General features: G+C 54.0%; 15 protein-coding genes. 14 read left to right on the top strand and 1 reads right to left on the bottom strand.

The window, feature by feature from the left end:
* Positions 1-112: 112 nt before the first annotated feature.
* From rpsA to LH86_RS12065, 9 genes are all read left to right on the top strand, one after another.
* Positions 113-1,786 carry a 30S ribosomal protein S1 gene (gene rpsA / locus LH86_RS12025; RefSeq protein WP_039301565.1) on the top strand — a complete coding sequence of 558 codons (1,674 nt, stop codon included), beginning with the start codon at positions 113-115 and terminating at the stop codon, positions 1,784-1,786.
* A gap of 115 nt (positions 1,787-1,901) precedes the next feature.
* Positions 1,902-2,186 carry an integration host factor subunit beta gene (ihfB, locus tag LH86_RS12030; RefSeq protein WP_008461182.1) on the top strand — a complete coding sequence of 95 codons (285 nt, stop codon included), beginning with the start codon at positions 1,902-1,904 and terminating at the stop codon, positions 2,184-2,186.
* Between the two features lie 203 nt (positions 2,187-2,389).
* Entirely contained in the window at positions 2,390-4,657 is a 2,268-nt protein-coding gene (locus tag LH86_RS12035) for a ComEC family protein (protein WP_039301568.1), read from the top strand.
* A gap of 37 nt (positions 4,658-4,694) precedes the next feature.
* A complete protein-coding gene (msbA, locus tag LH86_RS12040) occupies positions 4,695-6,443 on the top strand; it encodes a lipid A ABC transporter ATP-binding protein/permease MsbA (RefSeq protein ID WP_039306130.1) in 1,749 nt (582 codons plus the stop codon).
* Positions 6,440-7,423 carry a tetraacyldisaccharide 4'-kinase gene (lpxK, locus tag LH86_RS12045; RefSeq protein WP_039301571.1) on the top strand — a complete coding sequence of 328 codons (984 nt, stop codon included), beginning with the start codon at positions 6,440-6,442 and terminating at the stop codon, positions 7,421-7,423. Before msbA ends, lpxK begins: the two co-directional genes overlap by 4 nt.
* Before the next feature lie 43 nt (positions 7,424-7,466).
* Positions 7,467-8,699: a winged helix-turn-helix domain-containing protein gene (locus LH86_RS12050; RefSeq protein ID WP_039301573.1), complete on the top strand. Its 1,233-nt coding sequence runs from the start codon at positions 7,467-7,469 to the stop codon at positions 8,697-8,699.
* 48 nt (positions 8,700-8,747) lie between these two features.
* Positions 8,748-8,930 (top strand): protein YcaR, encoded by a 183-nt coding sequence (gene ycaR, locus LH86_RS12055; protein ID WP_039291513.1) that lies wholly within the window; start codon positions 8,748-8,750, stop codon positions 8,928-8,930.
* Positions 8,927-9,673 (top strand): 3-deoxy-manno-octulosonate cytidylyltransferase, encoded by a 747-nt coding sequence (gene kdsB / locus LH86_RS12060; RefSeq protein ID WP_008461192.1) that lies wholly within the window; start codon positions 8,927-8,929, stop codon positions 9,671-9,673. Before ycaR ends, kdsB begins: the two co-directional genes overlap by 4 nt.
* A 137-nt stretch (positions 9,674-9,810) precedes the next feature.
* Entirely contained in the window at positions 9,811-10,704 is an 894-nt protein-coding gene (locus LH86_RS12065) for a YcbJ family phosphotransferase (RefSeq protein ID WP_039301576.1), read from the top strand.
* Here LH86_RS12065 and elyC read toward each other — a convergent pair.
* Positions 10,681-11,460, bottom strand: a complete 780-nt coding sequence (gene elyC, locus LH86_RS12070) for an envelope biogenesis factor ElyC (RefSeq protein WP_039301579.1) — start codon at positions 11,458-11,460, stop codon at positions 10,681-10,683. The genes LH86_RS12065 and elyC overlap by 24 nt on opposite strands.
* Before the next feature lie 132 nt (positions 11,461-11,592).
* Here elyC and cmoM point away from each other — a divergent pair, with 132 nt between their 5' ends.
* The 5 genes from cmoM (at position 11,593) to ldtD (ending at position 20,867) form a co-directional block, all read left to right on the top strand.
* Positions 11,593-12,369: a tRNA uridine 5-oxyacetic acid(34) methyltransferase CmoM gene (gene cmoM, locus LH86_RS12075; RefSeq protein ID WP_039301582.1), complete on the top strand. Its 777-nt coding sequence runs from the start codon at positions 11,593-11,595 to the stop codon at positions 12,367-12,369.
* A gap of 3 nt (positions 12,370-12,372) precedes the next feature.
* Complete coding sequence (gene mukF / locus LH86_RS12080; RefSeq protein WP_039301584.1) at positions 12,373-13,695, top strand: chromosome partition protein MukF; 1,323 nt, start codon at positions 12,373-12,375, stop codon at positions 13,693-13,695.
* Positions 13,676-14,392, top strand: a complete 717-nt coding sequence (mukE, locus tag LH86_RS12085; RefSeq protein WP_008461197.1) for a chromosome partition protein MukE — start codon at positions 13,676-13,678, stop codon at positions 14,390-14,392. Before mukF ends, mukE begins: the two co-directional genes overlap by 20 nt.
* On the top strand, positions 14,389-18,846 hold the full coding sequence (mukB, locus tag LH86_RS12090; protein WP_039301587.1) for a chromosome partition protein MukB: 4,458 nt from the start codon (positions 14,389-14,391) through the stop codon (positions 18,844-18,846). The genes mukE and mukB overlap by 4 nt, the downstream gene beginning before the upstream one ends.
* Before the next feature lie 182 nt (positions 18,847-19,028).
* Complete coding sequence (gene ldtD / locus LH86_RS12095) at positions 19,029-20,867, top strand: L,D-transpeptidase (protein WP_039301590.1); 1,839 nt, start codon at positions 19,029-19,031, stop codon at positions 20,865-20,867.
* Positions 20,868-20,962 lie beyond the last annotated feature (95 nt).

The following is a 20,962-nucleotide window of genomic DNA, read 5'->3' on the forward strand; positions in this document are numbered from 1 at the left end:
TAGCGACCCATTTTGTAGTACCCCCGCTGCAACGGAGTGTGAGCGGGTATGTAAAACAACCCCATCCGGCATGAGGCCAGATGGACGTTAATCTAACTTTTGAAGATTAAACATGACTGAATCTTTTGCTCAACTGTTTGAAGAATCCCTGAAAGAAATCGAAACCCGTCCGGGTTCCATCGTTCGTGGCGTTGTTGTTGCTATCGACAAAGACGTCGTTCTGGTTGATGCGGGCCTGAAATCTGAATCTGCAATCCCTGCAGAGCAGTTCAAAAACGCAGCCGGCGAACTGGAAATCCAGGTTGGTGACGAAGTTGACGTTGCGCTGGACGCAGTAGAAGACGGCTTCGGTGAAACCCTGCTGTCCCGTGAAAAAGCTAAACGTCACGAAGCTTGGATCACGCTGGAAAAAGCTTACGAAGAAGCTGAAACTGTGGTTGGTGTTATCAACGGCAAAGTTAAAGGTGGCTTCACTGTTGAGCTGAACGGTATTCGTGCGTTCCTGCCAGGTTCCCTGGTTGACGTTCGTCCAGTTCGCGACACTCTGCACCTGGAAGGCAAAGAGCTTGAGTTCAAAGTGATCAAGCTGGACCAGAAACGCAACAACGTTGTTGTTTCCCGTCGTGCGGTTATCGAGTCTGAGAACAGCGCAGAGCGCGATCAGCTGCTTGAAAACCTGCAAGAAGGCATGGAAGTTAAAGGTATCGTTAAGAACCTCACTGACTACGGTGCATTCGTTGACCTGGGTGGCGTTGATGGCCTGCTGCACATCACCGATATGGCATGGAAACGCGTTAAGCATCCAAGCGAAATCGTGAACGTTGGCGACGAAATCACTGTTAAAGTACTGAAGTTTGACCGTGAGCGTACTCGTGTTTCCCTCGGCCTGAAACAGCTGGGCGAAGATCCATGGGTAGCTATCGCTAAGCGTTATCCAGAAGGTACCAAACTGACTGGCCGCGTGACCAACCTGACCGACTACGGCTGCTTCGTTGAAATCGAAGAAGGCGTTGAAGGCCTGGTTCACGTTTCCGAAATGGATTGGACCAACAAAAACATCCACCCATCCAAAGTTGTTAACGTTGGTGATGTAGTGGAAGTTATGGTTCTGGATATCGACGAAGAACGTCGTCGTATCTCCCTGGGTCTGAAGCAGTGCAAAAACAACCCATGGCAGCAGTTCGCTGAGACTCACAACAAAGGCGATCGCGTTGAAGGTAAAATCAAGTCTATCACTGACTTCGGTATCTTCATCGGCCTGGACGGTGGCATCGACGGCCTGGTTCACCTGTCTGACATCTCCTGGAACGTTGCAGGCGAAGAAGCAGTACGTGAATACAAAAAAGGCGACGAAATTGCAGCCGTTGTTCTGCAGGTTGACGCAGAGCGTGAGCGTATCTCTCTGGGCGTTAAGCAGCTCGCAGAAGATCCGTTCAACAACTACGTTGCGCTGAACAAGAAAGGTACTATCGTTACTGGTAAAGTAACTGCAGTTGACGCGAAAGGTGCTACAGTTGAATTAGCAGATGGCGTAGAAGGCTACCTGCGTGCTTCTGAAGCTTCCCGTGACCGCGTTGAAGATGCAACTCTGGTTCTGAACGTTGGCGACGACGTTGAAGCTAAATTCACCGGCGTTGATCGTAAAAACCGTGTTGTGAGCCTGTCTGTTCGTGCTAAAGACGAAGCTGACGAGAAAGATGCAATTGCGACTGTTAACAACAAACAGGAAGAAGGCAACTTCTCTAACGCAATGGCTGAAGCATTCAAAGCAGCTAAAGGCGAGTAATCGTCCGAGCGTTGTATCCCGGCTTCTGCCAGGGTATAAAATCAGGGCGGCTTCGGCCGCCCTTGTTCGATTGAGAGCTGTAAGCTAATTTTCCTGAAAGGAAACCGGAGGAATCATGACCAAGTCAGAATTGATCGAAAGACTTGCAACCCAGCAATCTCACATCCCTGCGAAAGCAGTAGAAGATGCGGTGAAGGAAATGCTGGAGCATATGGCCTCTACGCTCGCCGAGGGTGAACGTATTGAAATCCGGGGTTTCGGCAGTTTCTCCTTACACTATCGCGCTCCTCGCACCGGACGTAACCCGAAAACCGGCGACAAAGTGGATCTGGAAGGTAAATACGTTCCACACTTTAAGCCAGGTAAAGAGTTGCGTGACCGCGCCAATATTTACGGCTAATTCCTTGGAGTTAGCAAAAACGGCACCTCAAATGAGGTGCCGTTTTTTTTTACTGATTTTGTTATTCTGCGAGCGCTTTCCCGAAGGCTAACGCAACATTGTTAAGCCGGACTCAACGGGGTTCAGGTCGCCACGTATTTCTCCGATTGTTTCCTGATTTAATCTCAAGATTCCCGCACACTTCCTGCAACAAGGAGGTGGATGTGTTTTCTATTCCTGCCGTTGCTGGCGCCGTTCTGATGAGTGCTTTACCACTGTTATGGCTGTCGGTTATTCCAGAACAAAATGGGATTTTACTGTTCGTGGCGGCTGCACTGACACTGGCCGGTTTTTTTGGCCGCATCGGTTGGGTGCGCTATCTGGTGCTTTGCCTTTTATTCTTGAGCTGGAGCCTGTTGGGCGCGCGGCAAATGCTGGATATGTTCTCTGATTTCGGGGAGAAACCGATGACCGTGCAGGTGAAAATTACGAGAAGTGATGGCGAAAAACGGCATGAACTGCGGATAGTCAAACGGGATGAGCGTTACCTGTTTCCTGCGCCAGGCGTTGTATTGCGAAATAGCGTATTGCCTGAGCCTGTTTGTGAGGGGCAAACATGGTTAATGACGCTACGCCTTCGCCCGGTACATGGGCGTCTTAATGAAGGTATTTTTGACGGGCAGCGCTATGCGCTTTCGCAGATGCTGCCGTTTAATGGCCGGGTATTGAAAGCAAGCCTGCTATCGGGCAGTTGTAATCTTCGAGGTCAATGGCTTCAACAAGCCAAAAATGCCACCACCAATCTCCCGTGGCAGGGTGTGATTATCGCTTTGGGTTTTGGGGAGCGAATAGATGTCAGCGCAGACGTCAAAAAGATTATGCGTGATACCGGGACAGCACATCTGATGGCCATTTCTGGGTTGCATATTGCGTTAGCCGGTGGGATTGGCTGGCTGTTTGCTCGGGCTCTGCAGTTTTGCCTGCCTGCCTCGATGATAGGGTTTCGCTTTCCCCTGGTGATGAGTTTTAGCGTTGCTCTATTTTACACCTGGCTGTCGGGGATGAATCCTCCGGCGGTCAGAACCCAGGTTGGAATGGGCATTTGGGCAATATTGCGTCTGAGCGGCAGAAAGTGGTCATCCTGGGATGTATTGTTGTGTTGTGTCGCGGGCATTGTGTTTAGCGAACCGATGGCTATTTTGTCTGAAAGTCTTTGGCTTTCCGCGCTGGCGGTATGCGGGCTTATCTTTTGGTACCAGTGGGTGCCGCAGCCTCACATAACGATAAATCGCTGGCTTCGGCCTTTCGCTGACCTGCTTTATTTGCAAGCAGGCATTACGCTGTTGCTCATTCCACTTCAGGTGATTTTATTTCACGGCATCAGTATGACTTCGCTGGTTGCTAATCTCTTCGCTGTGCCGTTGATTACCTTTGTTAGCGTGCCTTTAATTTTAGCCGGTATGGTGTTCGGAGAAATCCCTGTCATTGGCGAGGTGCTTTGGTCACTGGCCGATAAATCACTTGCCGGAGTATTCGGGTTATTGGCTGGGTTGCTGGAGGGGTGGAAAGAACTCGATCGCCGTTATCAGTTTCTGGCTTTCATTGGCTGGTGGGTCATAGTGATATGGCGATTCGGTTTTTGGCGAAGCTCTTCCGCTACCGCTGCGGCAGTGTTGCTTGTGATGGCGTTTCCTTTTTGGCGAAAGCCGGGGGCCAATAGCTGGGCCGTGCATATGCTTGACGTGGGCCATGGGCTTGCCGTGGTTATTGAGCGTGAAGGGAAAGCGTTACTCTATGACACGGGCAACGCATGGCCAGGGGGAGACGCGGCTAAAGCCGTGATTATTCCCTGGTTAAAATGGCGAAACCTTCAGCCAGAGCAGGTAGTTATTAGCCATGAACATCTTGATCACATTGGTGGGTTGAAAAGTCTTAAGCAGCAGTGGCCTGCCTTAAATATTCGTAGCCCATTGCGCTGGGAGGGTCATGAGTCTTGCTTTCGTGGTCAACAATGGGCATGGCAGGATATTCAATTCGATGTGCTGTGGCCGCCCGAAGAGTTCGAGGGGAGCAACAACAATCGCTCTTGTGTGGTTAAAGTTAGTCACGGAGGATTCAGCCTTTTGCTTACAGGGGATCTGGAGGCAAATGCAGAATTAGCTATGCTGAGAAAACGCTGGCAAACGCTAGAAGCAAACGTCCTGCAGGTTCCGCACCACGGGAGCCGAACTTCGTCCAGCGGCCCTTTACTGAGAGCCGTTTCAGGCACCGTGGCACTGGCTTCTGCTTCCAGGTTTAACGCCTGGCGTTTACCTTCTTCAACAATTATTAATCGTTACCGACAATACGGTTATCAGTGGCATGACACGGCTCAATCAGGGCAACTGACAATTGAAATAAAAGGTGATAAATGGCAAATCTCTGGCTTCAGAGAACAAATATTGCCCCGTTGGTATCATCAGTGGTTTGGCGTCACCCGAGATAATGGGTAGAATGTGCGGCTATTTCATAAAAGGCTGGTTCGACTTAATGCAGAACGATAAAGATCTCTCCACATGGCAGACTTTCCGCCGGCTCTGGCCGATGATTTCCCCCTTTAGAACGGGTCTGATTGTGGCTGGGATAGCGTTAATCCTCAATGCGGCGAGCGATACCTACATGCTTTCGCTGCTTAAGCCATTACTGGATGATGGTTTTGGTAAAACGGATTCTTCTGTACTGCTATGGATGCCTCTGGCAGTGATTGCGTTGATGCTGCTGCGCGGCGTGACCAGCTATGTTTCAAGCTACTGTATTTCATGGGTGTCAGGCATGGTGGTAATGAACATGCGTCGCCGCTTGTTCAGCCACATGATGGGGATGCCGGTTTCATTTTTCGACCAGCAATCCACCGGGACATTACTCTCCCGTATTACCTATGACTCGGAGCAGGTTGCCTCCTCTTCCTCTGGCGCGCTCATCACCGTCGTCCGTGAGGGAGCATCAATTATTGGCCTGTTTGTGCTGATGTTCTGGTATAGCTGGCAGCTCTCAGTGATCCTGATTGTGTTAGCACCCATTGTGTCTTTTGCTATTCGCTTTGTCTCTAAGCGCTTCCGTAATATCAGCAAAAACATGCAGAACACCATGGGGCAGGTGACGACCAGCGCAGAGCAAATGCTGAAGGGGCACAAAGAAGTGCTGATTTTCGGTGGCCAGCAGGTAGAAACCGACCGTTTTGATAAAGTCAGTAACCGCATGCGTAATCAGGGGATGAAGCTGGTTTCAGCCTCTTCTATCTCTGACCCGATTATTCAGCTTATTGCTTCCCTGGCGTTGGCCTTTGTGCTTTATGCCGCTAGCTTCCCTAGCATTATGGAAACCCTGACTGCCGGTACCATTACCGTAGTTTTCTCTTCCATGATTGCGCTAATGCGTCCGCTTAAGTCACTGACTAACGTTAATGCTCAATTCCAGCGCGGGATGGCAGCATGCCAAACGCTGTTCTCTATCCTTGACTCGGAGCAGGAAAAGGACGACGGCAAGCTCGTTATCGAACGTTCTAAAGGTGACGTTGAATTTCGCAATGTGACTTTCACTTACCCAGGGCGTGATGCCCCTGCACTGCGCAACATTAATCTGACCATCCCTGCAGGAAAAACCGTTGCGCTGGTAGGGCGTTCAGGTTCGGGCAAATCGACCATTGCCAGCCTGATCACGCGTTTCTACGAGCAGCAGGAAGGTACAATCCTGATTGATGGGCATGATGTACGTGAATACACCCTTGCGTCTCTGCGCAACCAGGTGGGGTTGGTGTCGCAAAATGTTCATCTCTTTAACGATACCGTGGCAAATAATATTGCCTATGCCCGCACCGGCGAGTATACCCGTGAAGATATCGAAAAGGCCGCACGCATGGCCTACGCGATGGACTTCATCAGCAAAATGGACAACGGGCTCGATACTCTGATCGGTGAGAATGGTGTGCTCCTCTCTGGCGGCCAGCGTCAGCGTATCGCCATTGCTCGTGCACTGCTGCGTGATAGCCCAATCCTGGTTCTGGATGAAGCAACCTCTGCCCTCGACACGGAATCAGAACGCGCGATTCAATCCGCTTTGGATGAACTGCAAAAAAACCGCACATCACTGGTGATTGCTCACCGTCTGTCGACGATTGAGCAGGCTGATGAAATCGTGGTGGTGGAAGATGGTTGTATCGTCGAACGCGGACCTCACCTGGAGCTGCTGGCCCACCGTGGCGTCTATGCCCAGCTACATAAGATGCAATTCGGCGAATGATAGAGCGTATCTGGTCGGGAAAATCACCTCTCTACCTGCTGCTGTTGCCGCTTTCGTGGCTTTATGGCCTGGTGAGCGGCGTTATTCGCCTGTCTTACCGTATTGGTCTGCGTGCCATATGGCGTGCCCCAGTACCTGTGGTCGTTGTTGGAAACCTGACTGCGGGGGGAAACGGGAAAACACCCGTTGTTATCTGGCTTGTGGAGCAACTACAGCAGCGCGGTGTGCGGGTTGGCGTTGTGTCCCGGGGCTACGGCGGAAAAGCGGCAGCGTACCCTTTGCTGCTTGACGCAAAAACCACGCCTTCCGAAGCAGGAGACGAACCGGTACTTATTTTTCAACGCACCGGGGCGCCCGTCGCCGTTGCGCCAAAACGTAGCGAGGCTGTAAAAGCCCTCATCGCGGCTGAAGCTCCACAAATCATCATTACGGACGATGGCCTGCAGCATTATGCTCTGGGGCGTGATAAAGAAATCGTTGTGATCGACGGGGCACGTAGGTTCGGTAATGGCTGGTGGCTACCTGCCGGGCCAATGCGCGAAAGAGCGGGGCGTCTTCGCAGTGTAGACGCAATTATCGTGAACGGGGGGGAACCGCAGGCTGGTGAAATCGCCATGCGTTTAAAGCCCGGGCCCGCCATTAACGTACTCACCGGTGAACGTCGTCCGGTCACTGATTTTACTGGGGTTGTGGCCATGGCCGGTATTGGTCATCCACCGCGTTTCTTTGCCACGCTTGCACAATGCGGTATTACGCCGGTGAAAACAGTGGCGCTGGCCGATCACCAGGCAATTACCGAACAGGATATGTTGGCTATCGCGACGGCGGAGCAAGTCGTATTGATGACGGAAAAAGATGCCGTAAAATGCCGCGCGTTTGCCGGGGGCCATACAAACTGGTGGTATCTGCCGGTTGATGCGCAGCTCGATTCGCCTCTCGCAGAAACGCTCCTCAAGCAATTACTCGCGCTGGTGCGTTAATCTCTGCGGCACCGGTTTTTCATTCGTTGATTACAGGTGTGCCATGACCGTTTCACAACTTTCATTACGAGCAGCCCGAAATCTCCACCTTGCAGCCCAGGGGTTACGCCAAAAGCCTCGCCGTCGTGCACGGCCCTCTGACGTTGCCGACGCGATCTCCCGCATGTCGCTACTGCAAATTGACACCATTAATATTGTTGCTCGTAGCCCTTACCTGGTCTTATTCAGTCGCCTTGGGCAGTATGAATCCGGCTGGCTTGATCGTGCCCTGGCGAGCGGAGAGCTAATTGAATACTGGGCGCATGAAGCCTGTTTTTTGCCGAAAAAAGATTTTGCGCTAATTCGCCACCGGATGCTGAGCCCTGAGAACATGGGCTGGAAATATCGTCCCGAGTGGATGGCGGAGCATGCGGAAGATATAAGCCAGCTGCTGGCTTATATCAAAGACAATGGCCCCGTCCGCTCCGCTGATTTTGAGCATCCACGCAAAGGCGCGAGCGGCTGGTGGGAATGGAAGCCACAGAAAAAACATCTTGAAGGATTATTTACCGCCGGACAGGTGATGGTGACGGAACGGCGTAATTTTCAACGGGTTTACGATTTAACTCAGCGGGTTATGCCGCACTGGAACGATGATCTGCATCTGATAGAGCAGCCAGATGCGGAACAGCTCATGCTGGAAAACAGCGCTCGTAGTTTGGGGATCTTTCGCCCGGAATGGCTGGCAGATTACTATCGACTGAAAAACCTGACGTTAAAACCTCTGATAGAAAACTGGCTTTCAGCGGGGAACATCATTCGCGTCCAGGTTGATAAGTTGGGCGAAATGCTGTTGCATCACTCGCTGCTACCGCTGCTTGAAAAAGCGCAGCAAAATCAGCTTAACGCCACCCACAGCGCCGTGCTCTCACCGTTTGACCCGGTCGTTTGGGACCGCCGCAGAGCAGAAGTGCTGTTTAACTTTTCCTATCGGCTGGAATGCTATACCCCGGCAGAAAAGCGCCGGTACGGTTATTTTGTTTTGCCGCTGCTGCACAAAGGGGCGCTGGTTGGCAGGATCGATGCCAAAATGCACCGTAAGCAGGGGGCGCTGGAGGTAATAAGCCTCTATCTGGAAGACGGCATAAAAGTTACAGACGCTTTGCAGGAAGGCCTGCATGGCGCGCTGACGGAATTTGCGCGCTGGCAATCCGCGACGCATCTTACCCTGGGTATTTTGCCCGCAGAATTGAGAGAAAGCTGGGGTACTGGCTGGGAAATGCCCCCGACTGGCTAGTCATTTATGCTATTCTGGTGCCGTTGATGGCACTCATCTGGAGTAATTATGGAAAGTCGTTTACTTGAAATCATTGCCTGCCCGGTTTGTAACGGCAAGCTCTACTATAACCAGGAAAAGCAAGAGCTTATCTGCAAGCCTGATGGCCTGGCCTTCCCGCTGCGTGACGGCATCCCGGTTCTGCTGGAAAGCGAAGCCCGTACGCTGACTTCAGACGAGACCAACCCATGAGTTTTGTCGCCATTATTCCGGCGCGATATGCGTCTACGCGCCTGCCAGGTAAGCCTTTAAAAGAAATCAACGGCAAAGCCATGGTTCTGCATGTTCTGGATCGCGCTCGCGAATCCGGCGCTGAACGTATCATTGTCGCGACCGATCACCCGGAAGTTGCAAGAGTCGTCGAAGCGGCAGGTGGAGAAGTTTGCCTGACCAGCCCCGATCATCAGTCCGGTACCGAACGCCTGGCAGAAGTTATTGAGAAATGTGGCTTCAGTGACGACACGGTCATCGTGAACGTACAGGGCGACGAGCCAATGATCCCACCGGTCATTATTCAGCAGGTTGCTAACAACGTCGCTAACAGTAAAGCCGGTATGGCAACGCTTGCGGTGCCGATCGAATCAGCGGAAGAAGCGTTTAATCCGAATGCGGTAAAAGTGGTCATGGATGCGCAGGGCTACGCGCTTTATTTCTCACGCGCCACGATTCCGTGGGATCGCGAGCGTTTTGCCGCTTCACGTGAAGAGATTGGCGATACCTTCCTGCGTCATATCGGCATTTATGGCTATCGTGCTGGCTTCATCCGTCGCTACGTCAGCTGGGCACCGAGCCAGCTTGAACAAATCGAAATGCTTGAGCAGCTGCGCGTTTTGTGGAACGGCGAAAAAATACATGTTGCCGTGGCGAAAGCCATCCCGAGCATTGGCGTGGATACGCCAGAAGATCTTGAACGCGTCCGTCTCGCAATGCGCTAATTCACCTTCAGCGTGAACAATCAAACCGGCTGACCAGGCCGGTTTTTCTTTTTCTGAAACCCAATTGATCTGGAGTGGTGACAACTTCGCCTGGTGCGCTCATTATTAAATCAACAGTATTACCAGGGGAAATCGGTATGGAATTGCTGCGTAAGGAGCTAAGTCACCTGCTGGGTGAGAAATTAAGCCGTATTGAGTGCATTAGCGAACATGCGGAAACGGCGCTTTGGTCGCTCTACGACAGCGGGGGCCACGCGATGCCGCTGCTCGCCAAGAGCTTTACCTCGCCGGGCCTGGCGACACAGCTGGCCTGGAAAATGTCGATGCTGGCACGTTCAGGCACCGTCCGCATGCCGGTGGTCTACGGCGTGTTGACTCATGAAGAACATCCTGGCCCGGACGTTTTGCTGATGGAGCGCCTGCGAGGGGTTCCCGGTGAAGCGCCAACCCGGACGCCTGACCGCTGGGAGCAGCTCAAGGACCAAATTGTTGAGGGCCTGTTAGCCTGGCACCGCGTGGACAGCAGCGGCTGTGTGGGGAACGTCGACAGTACTCAGGAAAATATCTGGCCGCACTGGTACCGCCAGCGCGTTGAAGTGCTCTGGACGACGCTCAATCAGTACCAGAACACCGGGTTAACCATGCAGGATAAACGTATTCTGTTCCGTACTCGCGAATGTCTGCCGCGTATGTTCGAAGACTTCAGCGATAACTGTGTGCTTATCCACGGCAACTTTTCTCTTCGCAGCATGCTGAAGGATTCCCGTAGCGATCAATTGCTGGCGATGGTTAATCCCGGGGTTATGCTTTGGGCTCCGCGAGAATATGAGCTGTTTCGCCTGGCTGAGCCTGGCCAGGCCGAAAGCCTGCTTTGGCGCTATTTACAGCGCGCCCCGGTCGCTGAATCTTTCCTCTGGCGGCGCTGGTTATATGTACTGTGGGATGAGGTAGCACAACTGCTGCAAACCGGTCGACTCAACCGGCCGGTTTTTGACAATGCCTCTAAGTCATTGCTGCCCTGGCTCTCCTGACGGGCCTTTTAGCCACTGCCACAGGCGCCCGAGTGTTTCATAGCCCACGCGCTCACTGTGCATCAGCCATATCGGGTCGGGGATAGCCTTTTCCCACGGGTTAAGCGGAGAGGTTATTGCCAACTGGTTAGCCGGAGCAGGGAGAGGATGCAGCCCGGCTCGGGTGAAGAAGATCATCGCCCGCGGCAGGTGCGAAGCTGACGTCACCAGAATGAATGGCTGCTGTCCTATCATCTTCGCCACTGCGTGGGCTTCCTCTTCTGTGTCTTTTGGCGTGTCCAGCGTAATGATGTCGTCTCTGGCAACGCCGAGGCTTTCCGCAACCCTGGCGCCAGCTTCTGCGGTACTGACGGGGTTTGTCATTGCTCTGGCTCCGGTAAAGATAAGTTTTGCCCCCGGATTGAGTTGTTTCAGACGAATCGCTTCGGCGAGTCGCGGTAGACTGTTGTCGATCAGATTTGAGCTGGGGGCCCAGTCCGGGTTCCAGGTGTAGCCGCCGCCCAGTACAACAATGTAGCGAGCGTTGTCGCCGTGCTGGCGAGTGGCGTAGGTGTCTTCTATAGGCTTTAACATCCAGTCCGCGACGGGCTGCAGGCTAATCAGAAAAAGTACCAGCCAGCTGGCCGTGAGTAACCCTTTGGCCGTTTTTTGCCAGCGGGTAAACCAGAGCAGCACCAGGGCAACGCCCATGGTTAACAGCAGGAATGGCAGGGGAAGTAGCAGGCCGCCAATGATTTTTTTCAGTATAAAAAGCATGAAATTCGGATCCTTTTTAACCATCCAGCAGGTAAACCCCCGTGATATTACACCAGATGGGTTCATTCTCGTCCCGCCTGTGCCAAAATAGCGGTTTTGTCAGATGACCTCTTTTGCCACGGAGCTGTACCTATGGGTGACCGCAATTTTGACGATATTGCCGAGAAGTTTTCGCACAATATCTATGGCACAACCAAAGGCCAGTTGCGGCAGGCGATTCTCTGGCAGGATCTGGATGCTTTTCTGGCGACACAGCCCGCGACCCTAAAGGTGTTGGATGCCGGAGGTGGGGAGGGGCAAACGGCCACCCGTTTTGCTGAGCGGGGCCACGAAGTCGTGCTTTGCGATGTGTCCGCCGAAATGATTGCGCGTGCAAAAATGCTCGCTCAGGAGAAAGGTGTGAGCGACAACATGCATTTTGTACAATCTGCCGCTCAGGATATGGCTCAACATTTGGAAAGCCCGGTTGATCTGATATTGTTCCATGCGGTGCTTGAGTGGGTTACCGATCCTCAGGCCGTGCTAAAAGCCCTTTGGGATTGTTTGCGTCCCGGCGGCACTTTGTCGCTAATGTTCTACAATGCAAACGGCCTGCTGATGCGAAACATGTTTGTCGGAAACTTCGAATATGTACTGCAGGGGATGAAAAAAAATAAGCGCAAAACCCTTTCGCCCGACAATCCGCTGCAGCCAGAACAGGTTTACCACTGGCTGGAGCAAATTGGCTGGCAAATTACCGGTAAAACCGGCGTGCGGGTGTTTCACGATTACCTGCGAGATAAACACAAACAACGAGATGGTTTTGACGATTTGCTGACGCTGGAGACGCGTTATTGTCGGCAGGAGCCGTTTATCAGTCTCGGCCGCTATATTCACGTAACCGCGTTTAAGCCGCAGAGCCAAGGATAAATTATGAGTGATTTTTCCCAGACAGTGCCTGAACTGGTTGCCTGGGCCAGGAAAAATGATTTTTCAATCTCGCTACCTACGGAGCGCCTGACGTTTTTGCTGGCCGTGGCCACCTTAAACGGCGAGCGTCTTGATGGTGAGCTGAGCGAGGGAGAGCTGATCGATGCGTTTCGTCACGTCAGCGATGGTTTTGAGCAAACAAGCGAAACCATCAACGTGCGCGCTAACAACGCCATCAACGATATGGTTCGTCAGCGTTTGCTCAATCGCTTTGTAAGCGAACTAACCGAAGGCAATGCCATTTATCGCCTGACGCCTCTGGGGATTGGCATCACTGACTACTACATTCGCCAGCGTGAGTTTTCCACGCTGCGTCTGTCTATGCAGCTTTCTATCGTGGCGGGCGAGCTTAAGCGCGCCGCTGATGCGGCCGATGAAGATGGCGATGAGTTTCACTGGCATCGCAATGTTTATGCGCCGCTCAAATATTCCGTGGCGGAGATTTTCGACAGTATCGATCTCACCCAGCGCATCATGGACGAGCAGCAGCAGCAGGTAAAAGATGACATTGCCCAACTGCTGAACAAAGACTGGCGGGCGGCGATTTCAAGCTGTGAACTGCTGTTGTCAGAGACATCCGGCACGCTGCGTGAACTGCAGGATACGCTAGAAGCCGCAGGGGATAAGCTGCAGGCCAACCTGTTGCGCGTTCAGGATTCAACCCTGGGGCGCGACGATCTTCACTTTGTAGACCGCCTGGTGTTCGACCTGCAAAGCAAACTGGACCGCATTATCAGTTGGGGCCAGCAGGCCATTGACCTGTGGATTGGCTACGACCGCCATGTGCATAAATTTATCCGTACCGCTATCGATATGGATAAAAACCGCGTCTTTGCTCAGCGTCTGCGTCAGTCGGTGCAAACCTACTTCGATGCGCCATGGGCGCTGACCTACTCCAGCGCCGATCGCCTGCTGGATATGCGTGACGAAGAGATGGCATTGCGGGATGAAGAGGTTACCGGCGAGTTACCAAGCGAACTCGAGTTTGAAGAATTTAACGAAATTCGTGAACAGCTGGCGGCGCTGATTGAAGCGGCGCTGCAGGTCTACAAAACCCAACAAGCTCCTCTTGATTTGGGCGTTGTGGTACGTGACTACCTCGTGCAATACCCACGCGCGCGTCACTTCGACGTGGCGCGTATTGTTGTAGACCAGGCGGTGCGTCTGGGCGTAGCGGAAGCGGATTTCACAGGATTGCCGGCTAAGTGGCAAACCATTAACGATTACGGAGCCAAGGTACAGGCGCATGTCATCAACAAATATTGAACAAGTGATGCCGGTTAAACTGGCACAGGCGCTGGCCAACCCTCTTTTTCCTGCGCTCGACAGTCAGCTGCGCGCCGGGCGTCATATTGGTCTCGAGGAACTGGACAACCACGCCTTTTTGATGGATTTCCAGGAGTATCTGGAAGAATTTTACGCGCGCTATAACGTGGAGCTTATCCGAGCGCCAGAAGGCTTTTTCTATCTGCGTCCACGTTCCACCACGCTAATCCCTCGTTCTGTGCTCTCCGAGCTGGATATGATGGTGGGCAAAATCCTGTGCTACCTCTATCTCAGCCCGGAACGACTGGCTAACGAAGGGATCTTCACCCAGCAGGAACTTTACGACGAGCTGCTAACGCTTGCGGATGAAAACAAGCTGCTGAAGCTGGTGAACAACCGCTCCACCGGGTCCGACCTTGACCGCCAAAAGCTGCAGGAGAAAGTGCGTGCTTCACTGACTCGCCTGCGCCGTCTCGGCATGATCTGGTTTATGGGCCACGACAGCAGCAAATTCCGCATCACCGAATCGGTCTTCCGCTTCGGCGCTGATGTGCGCACCGGCGATGACCCGCGCGAAGCTCAGCTGCGCATGATTCGCGACGGCGAAGCCATGGCGGTCGAAAGTCGCCTGCAGCTCAATGATGAGAGCGATGAGCCACAACCAGGACTGGATAACGCGGAGGATGAACAGGAATGATTGAACGCGGAAAATTTCGCTCACTGACGCTGGTTAACTGGAACGGTTTCTTCGCGCGTACCTTCGATCTCGATGAGCTGGTCACCACGCTTTCCGGGGGCAACGGGGCGGGTAAGTCCACCACTATGGCGGCTTTCGTCACGGCGCTTATCCCTGACTTAACCTTGCTGCACTTCCGTAACACCACGGAGGCGGGCGCTACCTCAGGTTCTCGCGATAAAGGTCTTCACGGTAAGCTGAAAGCGGGCGTGTGTTACTCCACGCTGGACGTTATCAACTCACGCCATCAGCGCGTTGTGGTAGGGGTTCGCCTGCAGCAGGTCGCCGGGCGCGACCGTAAAGTCGACATCAAACCTTTTGCTATTCAGGGCTTGCCAACCTCGATTCAGCCGACGCAGTTACTGACCGAAACGCTGAATGAGCGTCAGGCTCGCGTACTCAGCCTGCAGGAGCTGAAAGACAAAGTTGAAGCCATTGAAGGCGTGCAGTTCAAGCAGTTCAACTCCATCACCGACTACCACTCGCTGATGTTCGATCTGGGCATTGTTGCCCGCCGCCTGCGCAGTGCCGCAGACCGTAGCAAATACTATCGCCTGATTGAAGCCTCGCTGTACGGCGGTATTTCCAGCGCGATCACCCGTTCCCTGCGTGATTACCTGCTGCCGGAAAATGGCGGCGTGCGTAAAGCCTTCCAGGACATGGAAGCGGCGTTGCGTGAAAACCGCATGACGCTGGAAGCGATTCGCGTCACCCAGTCCGACCGTGATTTGTTTAAGCACTTAATCTCGGAAGCGACTGACTACGTGGCGGCGGACTACATGCGCCACGCCAACGAACGACGTATCCACCTGGATAAAGCGCTGGAATTTCGTCGCGAGCTGCTGGTCAGCCGCCAACAGCTGGCCGCCGAACAGTATAAGCACGTTGATATGGCGCGCGAGCTGGGCGAACACAGCGGCGCGGAAGGCGATCTGGAAACGGATTACCAGGCCGCAAGCGATCACCTGAACCTGGTGCAAACGGCGATTCGCCAGCAGGAAAAGATCGAGCGCTACGAAGCTGACCTCGACGAGCTGCAAATTCGTCTTGAAGAGCAAAACGAAATCGTTGCCGAAGCGCACGAGCAGCAGGAAGAAAACGAAGCCCGGGCCGAAGCCGCCGAGCTGGAAGTGGATGAACTGAAAAGCCAGCTTGCCGATTATCAGCAGGCGCTGGACGTGCAGCAGACCCGTGCGATTCAGTATCAGCAGGCGCTACAGGCGCTGGAGCGTGCTCGTGAGCTTTGCCATCTGCCGGATTTAACCGCCGACAGCGCCGATGAATGGCTGGACACTTTCAAAGCGAAAGAGATCGAGGCAACCGACAAACTGCTGTCGCTCGAACAGAAAATGAGCGTGGCTCAGGCGGCGCATAGTCAGTTCGAACATGCTTACCAACTGGTGACCGCGATCAGTGGCCCGGTGAGTCGTAGCGAAGCCTGGGACACCGCGCGTGAATTACTGCGCGACAGCAGCAACCAGCGCCATCTGGCCGAGCAGGTTCAGCCGCTGCGTATGCGCCTCAACGAGCTGGAACAGCGTCTGCGTGAACAGCAGGAAGCCGAGCGTTTACTCGCTGACTTCTGTAAACGCCAGGGCAAACAGTTCGATCCGGAAGAGCTTGAGGCGCTGCATGAGGAACTGGAAGAGCGCATCGGCGCGCTGCAGCAAACCGTAGCCGAAGCAAGCGAACAGCGCATGGCGCTGCGTCAGGAGCTGGAACAGATTCAGGCCAGCATCAAAACGCTGAACCTGCGCGCGCCAAGATGGATTGCGGCGCAAACCAGCCTGACTCAGCTGTGCGAGCAAAGCGGCGAGCAATTCGAAGCCAGCCAGCAGGTGACTGAGTACATGCAGCAACTGCTGGAACGCGAGCGCGAATCCACCGTTGAGCGTGACGAAGTCGGGTCGCGTAAACGAGCCGTAGATGACGAAATCGAACGCCTCAGCCAGCCTGGTGGTGCCGAAGATCCGCGCCTCAACGCGCTGGCCGAACGTTTTGGCGGCGTGCTGCTGTCTGAAATTTATGACGATATCGGTCTCGAAGATGCGCCTTACTTCTCCGCGTTGTATGGCCCATCCCGTCACGCCATCGTGGTGCCCGATCTTTCGCTGGTGCGCGAGCAGCTTGAAAATCTGGAAGATTGCCCGGAAGACTTGTACCTGATTGAAGGGGACCCGTCTTCGTTCGATGACAGCGTCTTCACCGTTGAAGAGATGGACGCGGCGGTGCTCGTCAAAACCGCTGAACGCCAGTGGCGCTATTCGCGTCTGCCGGAGCTGCCGCTGTTTGGCCGTGCCGCGCGTGAAAACCGCCTTGAAGCCCTGCATAACGAACGTGAGTCACTGGCCGAGCGCTTCGCGACGCTTTCTTTCGATGTGCAAAAAAACCAGCGCCTGCACCAGTCGTTTAGCCGCTTTATCGGCCAGCATTTGGGCGTGGCGTTTGAAGACGATCCTGAGGCGGAAATTCGCCACCTCAACAGCCGCCGCGGTGAGATTGAGCGGGCGATCAACAACCACGAAAATGACAATCAGCAGCAGCGCCAGCAGTTTGAACAGGCAAAAGAGGGCGTGGCCCAGCTTAACCGCCTGCTGCCGCGTATTAGCCTGCTGAGTGACGAAACGCTGGCCGATCGCTGCGATGAAATCCAGGAACGCCTGGATGAAGCCGAAGAGTCAGCTCGCTTTATTCACCAGCACGGCAACCAGTTGATCAAGCTGGAAGGCGTTGCTAGCGTGCTACAGAGCGACCCTGAACAGTTCGAGCAGCTCAAAGACGACTACGCTCATGCGCAGCAAATACAGCGTGATGCCCGCCAGCGCGCGTTTGCGCTGACCGAAGTTGTGCAGCGCCGCGCCCACTTTAGCTACAGCGATTCTGCCGCCATGCTGGACGGTAACAGCGATCTGAATGAGAAGCTGCGCCAGCGTCTGGAACAGGCTGAAGTGGAGCGCACGCGCTCCCGCGAAGCGCTGCGTCAGCATGCCCAGCAGCTGGGTCAATACAACCAGCTTCTGGCGTCGCTGAAAAGTTCGTTTGATACCAAAAAAGAGCTGCTGACGGATCTGCATAAAGAGCTGCAGGATATCGGCGTTCGCGCGGATACCGGGGCTGAAGAAAGAGCGCGTGCGCGCCGCGATGAGCTGCATACCGCGCTCAGCAACAACCGCTCGCGCCGTAACCAGCTTGAGAAGCAGCTGACTTACTGCGAAGCAGAGATGAACAACCTGACCCGCAAGCTGAAGCAGCTGGAGCGTAATTACTTTGAAATGCGCGAGCAGGTTGTGACGGCGAAAGCAGGCTGGTGCGCTGTCATGCGTATGGTGAAAGACAACGGCGTTGAGCGTCGTCTGCACCGCCGTGAACTGGCTTATCTCTCCGGGGACGATCTGCGCTCCATGTCGGATAAGGCGTTGGGTGCGCTGCGTCTGGCGGTGGCCGACAACGAACATCTGCGCGATGTACTGCGTCTGTCGGAAGATCCGAAGCGTCCTGAGCGCAAGATTCAGTTCTTCGTCGCGGTTTATCAGCATCTGCGCGAGCGTATTCGCCAGGACATCATTCGTACCGACGATCCGGTTGAAGCCATCGAGCAGATGGAAATCGAACTGAGTCGCCTGACGGAAGAGCTGACGTCGCGCGAGCAGAAACTGGCGATCAGCTCCCGTAGCGTGGCGAACATTATTCGCAAGACGATCCAGCGCGAGCAGAACCGTATTCGCATGCTCAACCAGGGTCTGCAAAGTGTCTCCTTCGGCCAGGTGAAGAGCGTTCGTTTGAACGTCAACGTGCGCGAGGCTCACGCAACGCTGCTGAACGTACTTTCCGAGCAGCATGAGCAGCATCAGGATTTGTTTAACAGCAATCGCCTGACCTTCTCCGAAGCGCTGGCGAAGCTGTATCAGCGCCTTAACCCGCAGATCGACATGGGCCAGCGCACGCCGCAGACCATCGGCGAAGAGCTGCTGGATTACCGCAACTATCTGGAAATGGAAGTTGAGGTAAACCGCGGTTCAGACGGCTGGCTGCGTGCAGAAAGTGGGGCGCTGTCCACCGGGGAAGCTATCGGTACCGGGATGTCTATCCTGGTGATGGTTGTTCAGAGCTGGGAAGATGAGTCGCAGCGCCTGCGTGGGAAAGATATTTCCCCTTGCCGCCTGCTGTTCCTGGACGAAGCGGCGCGACTGGATGCCAAGTCCATCGCCACGCTGTTTGAGCTGTGTGAACGTCTGGAAATGCAGTTAATTATTGCGGCTCCAGAGAACATCAGCCCGGAAAAAGGGACTACCTATAAGCTGGTGCGTAAGGTCTTCCAGAACAGCGAGCACGTTCACGTTGTTGGCCTGCGTGGCTTTGCGGCCCCGGCGCTGCCAGAGCCGCAACAGGGTTCGGAAACGGCGGACGCCTCGTAAACCAGCGATACTGGATGCGATATTATCAAGCGGGCTACGGCCCGCTTTTTCTTTGTCGCGAACAGTCTTAATCTTTAATTTTCTTTACATTTTGTCAGGCAAATGGTTTTTACTGTTTATATACTAGTGGTGAATACTTCCCGCCTTTGACGGTGAGCACAGTAATAAACAGGGGGCAAGGGATGTTGCTTAGAAAAGTTAAAGATTTTCGATTATCGGCAGTCGGTTACTGCCTGGCGCTCAGTTTCGCTCCGCTGTTTGTGGCCCAGGCCGACGAGCCTGCCGTCGTTCCCTCCGACAGTTCTGCTTTCCAGACCGATCGGCCCACGGAACTCAATCAGCCTTTGGCGCAGTCTACGGCAACGGCCACGATGGCCGGGACTTTGCCAACAAACACCTCCACGATGTCGGCGGCACAGAGCCGGTCGCAGCTTATTGCGGGCCTGCCTGCGGGTTACACGCCAGTGTATCTCAACGCCCTGTCGGCCTTCTACGCCGCGCGCGACATGAAGCCGATGTGGGAAAACCGTGATGCGGTTAAAGCCTTTCAGCAACAGCTGGCGGAAGTGGCCATTGCCGGAATACAGCCGCAGTTTAACCAGTGGGTTGAGCTGTTGACCGATCCCGCAGTGACCGGTATGGCGCGCGATGTGGTGCTTTCCGACGCCATGATGGGTTACCTGCAGTTCGTTTCGGGGATCCCGATTGACGGCAATCGCTGGCTTTATAGCAGCACGCCTTACAAGTTAAAAACGCCGCCCCTGTCTGTGATTAACCAGTGGCAGGTAGCCGTTGATCAGGGTTCTCTGGTGAACTTTATCGACAGCCTTGCGCCTCAGCATCCGCAGTATGCGCAGTTGCATCAGTCCCTGATTCACCTGTTGGGTGATACCCGCCCGTGGCCGCAGATGGCCGGTAAAGAGACCTTGAGACCAGGGCAGTGGAGCAACGACGTGGGGGCGCTGAGAGAAATTCTTGCCCGAACCGGAATGCTTCAGGACAAGCCATCGGGCGTGACCAGCGTGGGTGATGTCACCATAAGCCCGTCAGCGATTAACGTCGAAGACGCGTCTCCTCAGACTGGCAAGAAAAAATCTCAGGGTGCTGCCCGCGGCGTTTATAGTCGCGATCTGGTCGATGGCGTGAAACGCTTCCAGCAATGGCAAGGGCTAGGCTCGGATGGTGCGATTGGCCAACTGACGCGCGACTGGCTTAACGTCACACCTCAGCAGCGTGCGGCCCTGGTGGCATTGAATATTCAGCGCTTGCGTCTGCTGCCGGATAAACTCGAAACCGGCATTATGGTGAACATTCCTAACTATTCGCTGGTGTATTACCTGAACGGTAATGAAGCGCTGGCTTCTCGCGTTATCGTTGGGCGCCCGGATCGTAAAACTCCGATGATGAGTAGCGCGCTGAACAACGTTGTGGTTAACCCGCCGTGGAACGTGCCGCCGACGCTGGCGCGAAAAGATATTTTACCCAAGGTTCGCCAGAATCCGGGTTACCTGGAGCAGCACGGCTATAGCGTGATTCGCGGCTGGAGCAACAATGCGGAGATGATCGATCCGTGGCGCGTAGACTGGTCGACGATCACCGAGAATAATCTGCCGTTCCGCTTCCAGCAGAAGCCCGGCACGCAGAACTCGCTTGGACGCTACAAGTTCAATATGCCGAGTTCCGACGCCATCTACCTGCATGACACGCCCAATCATAACCTCTTCCAGAAGGATGCCAGGGCGCTGAGTTCAGGCTGTGTACGCGTCAACAAGGCGTCTGAGCTGGCAAATATGCTGTTGCAGGATGCCGGATGGAATGATTCCCGTATATCCAGTACCTTGCAGGAAGGAAACACTAAGTACGTCAATATCCGCCATAATATTCCGGTTAATCTTTACTATCTGACCGCTTTTGTCGGAAAAGATGGCCGCACCGAGTTCCGTACAGATATTTACAATTATGATCTCACCGCGCGATCTGGCGCACAAAACCTCGCAAAAGCCGGGTTATTAATCCGCTAAACGCAACATTTCTAATGAATTAGTGGTCGTAGAAAATGTAAAACTCAGTCGGGTCCTCTACAGGGCCCGCCGTTGCTGGGTTTTATCGTGCCTTG

It is taken from the genome of Cedecea neteri (assembly GCF_000758325.1).
GTDB classification, from domain to species: domain Bacteria; phylum Pseudomonadota; class Gammaproteobacteria; order Enterobacterales; family Enterobacteriaceae; genus Cedecea; species Cedecea neteri_B.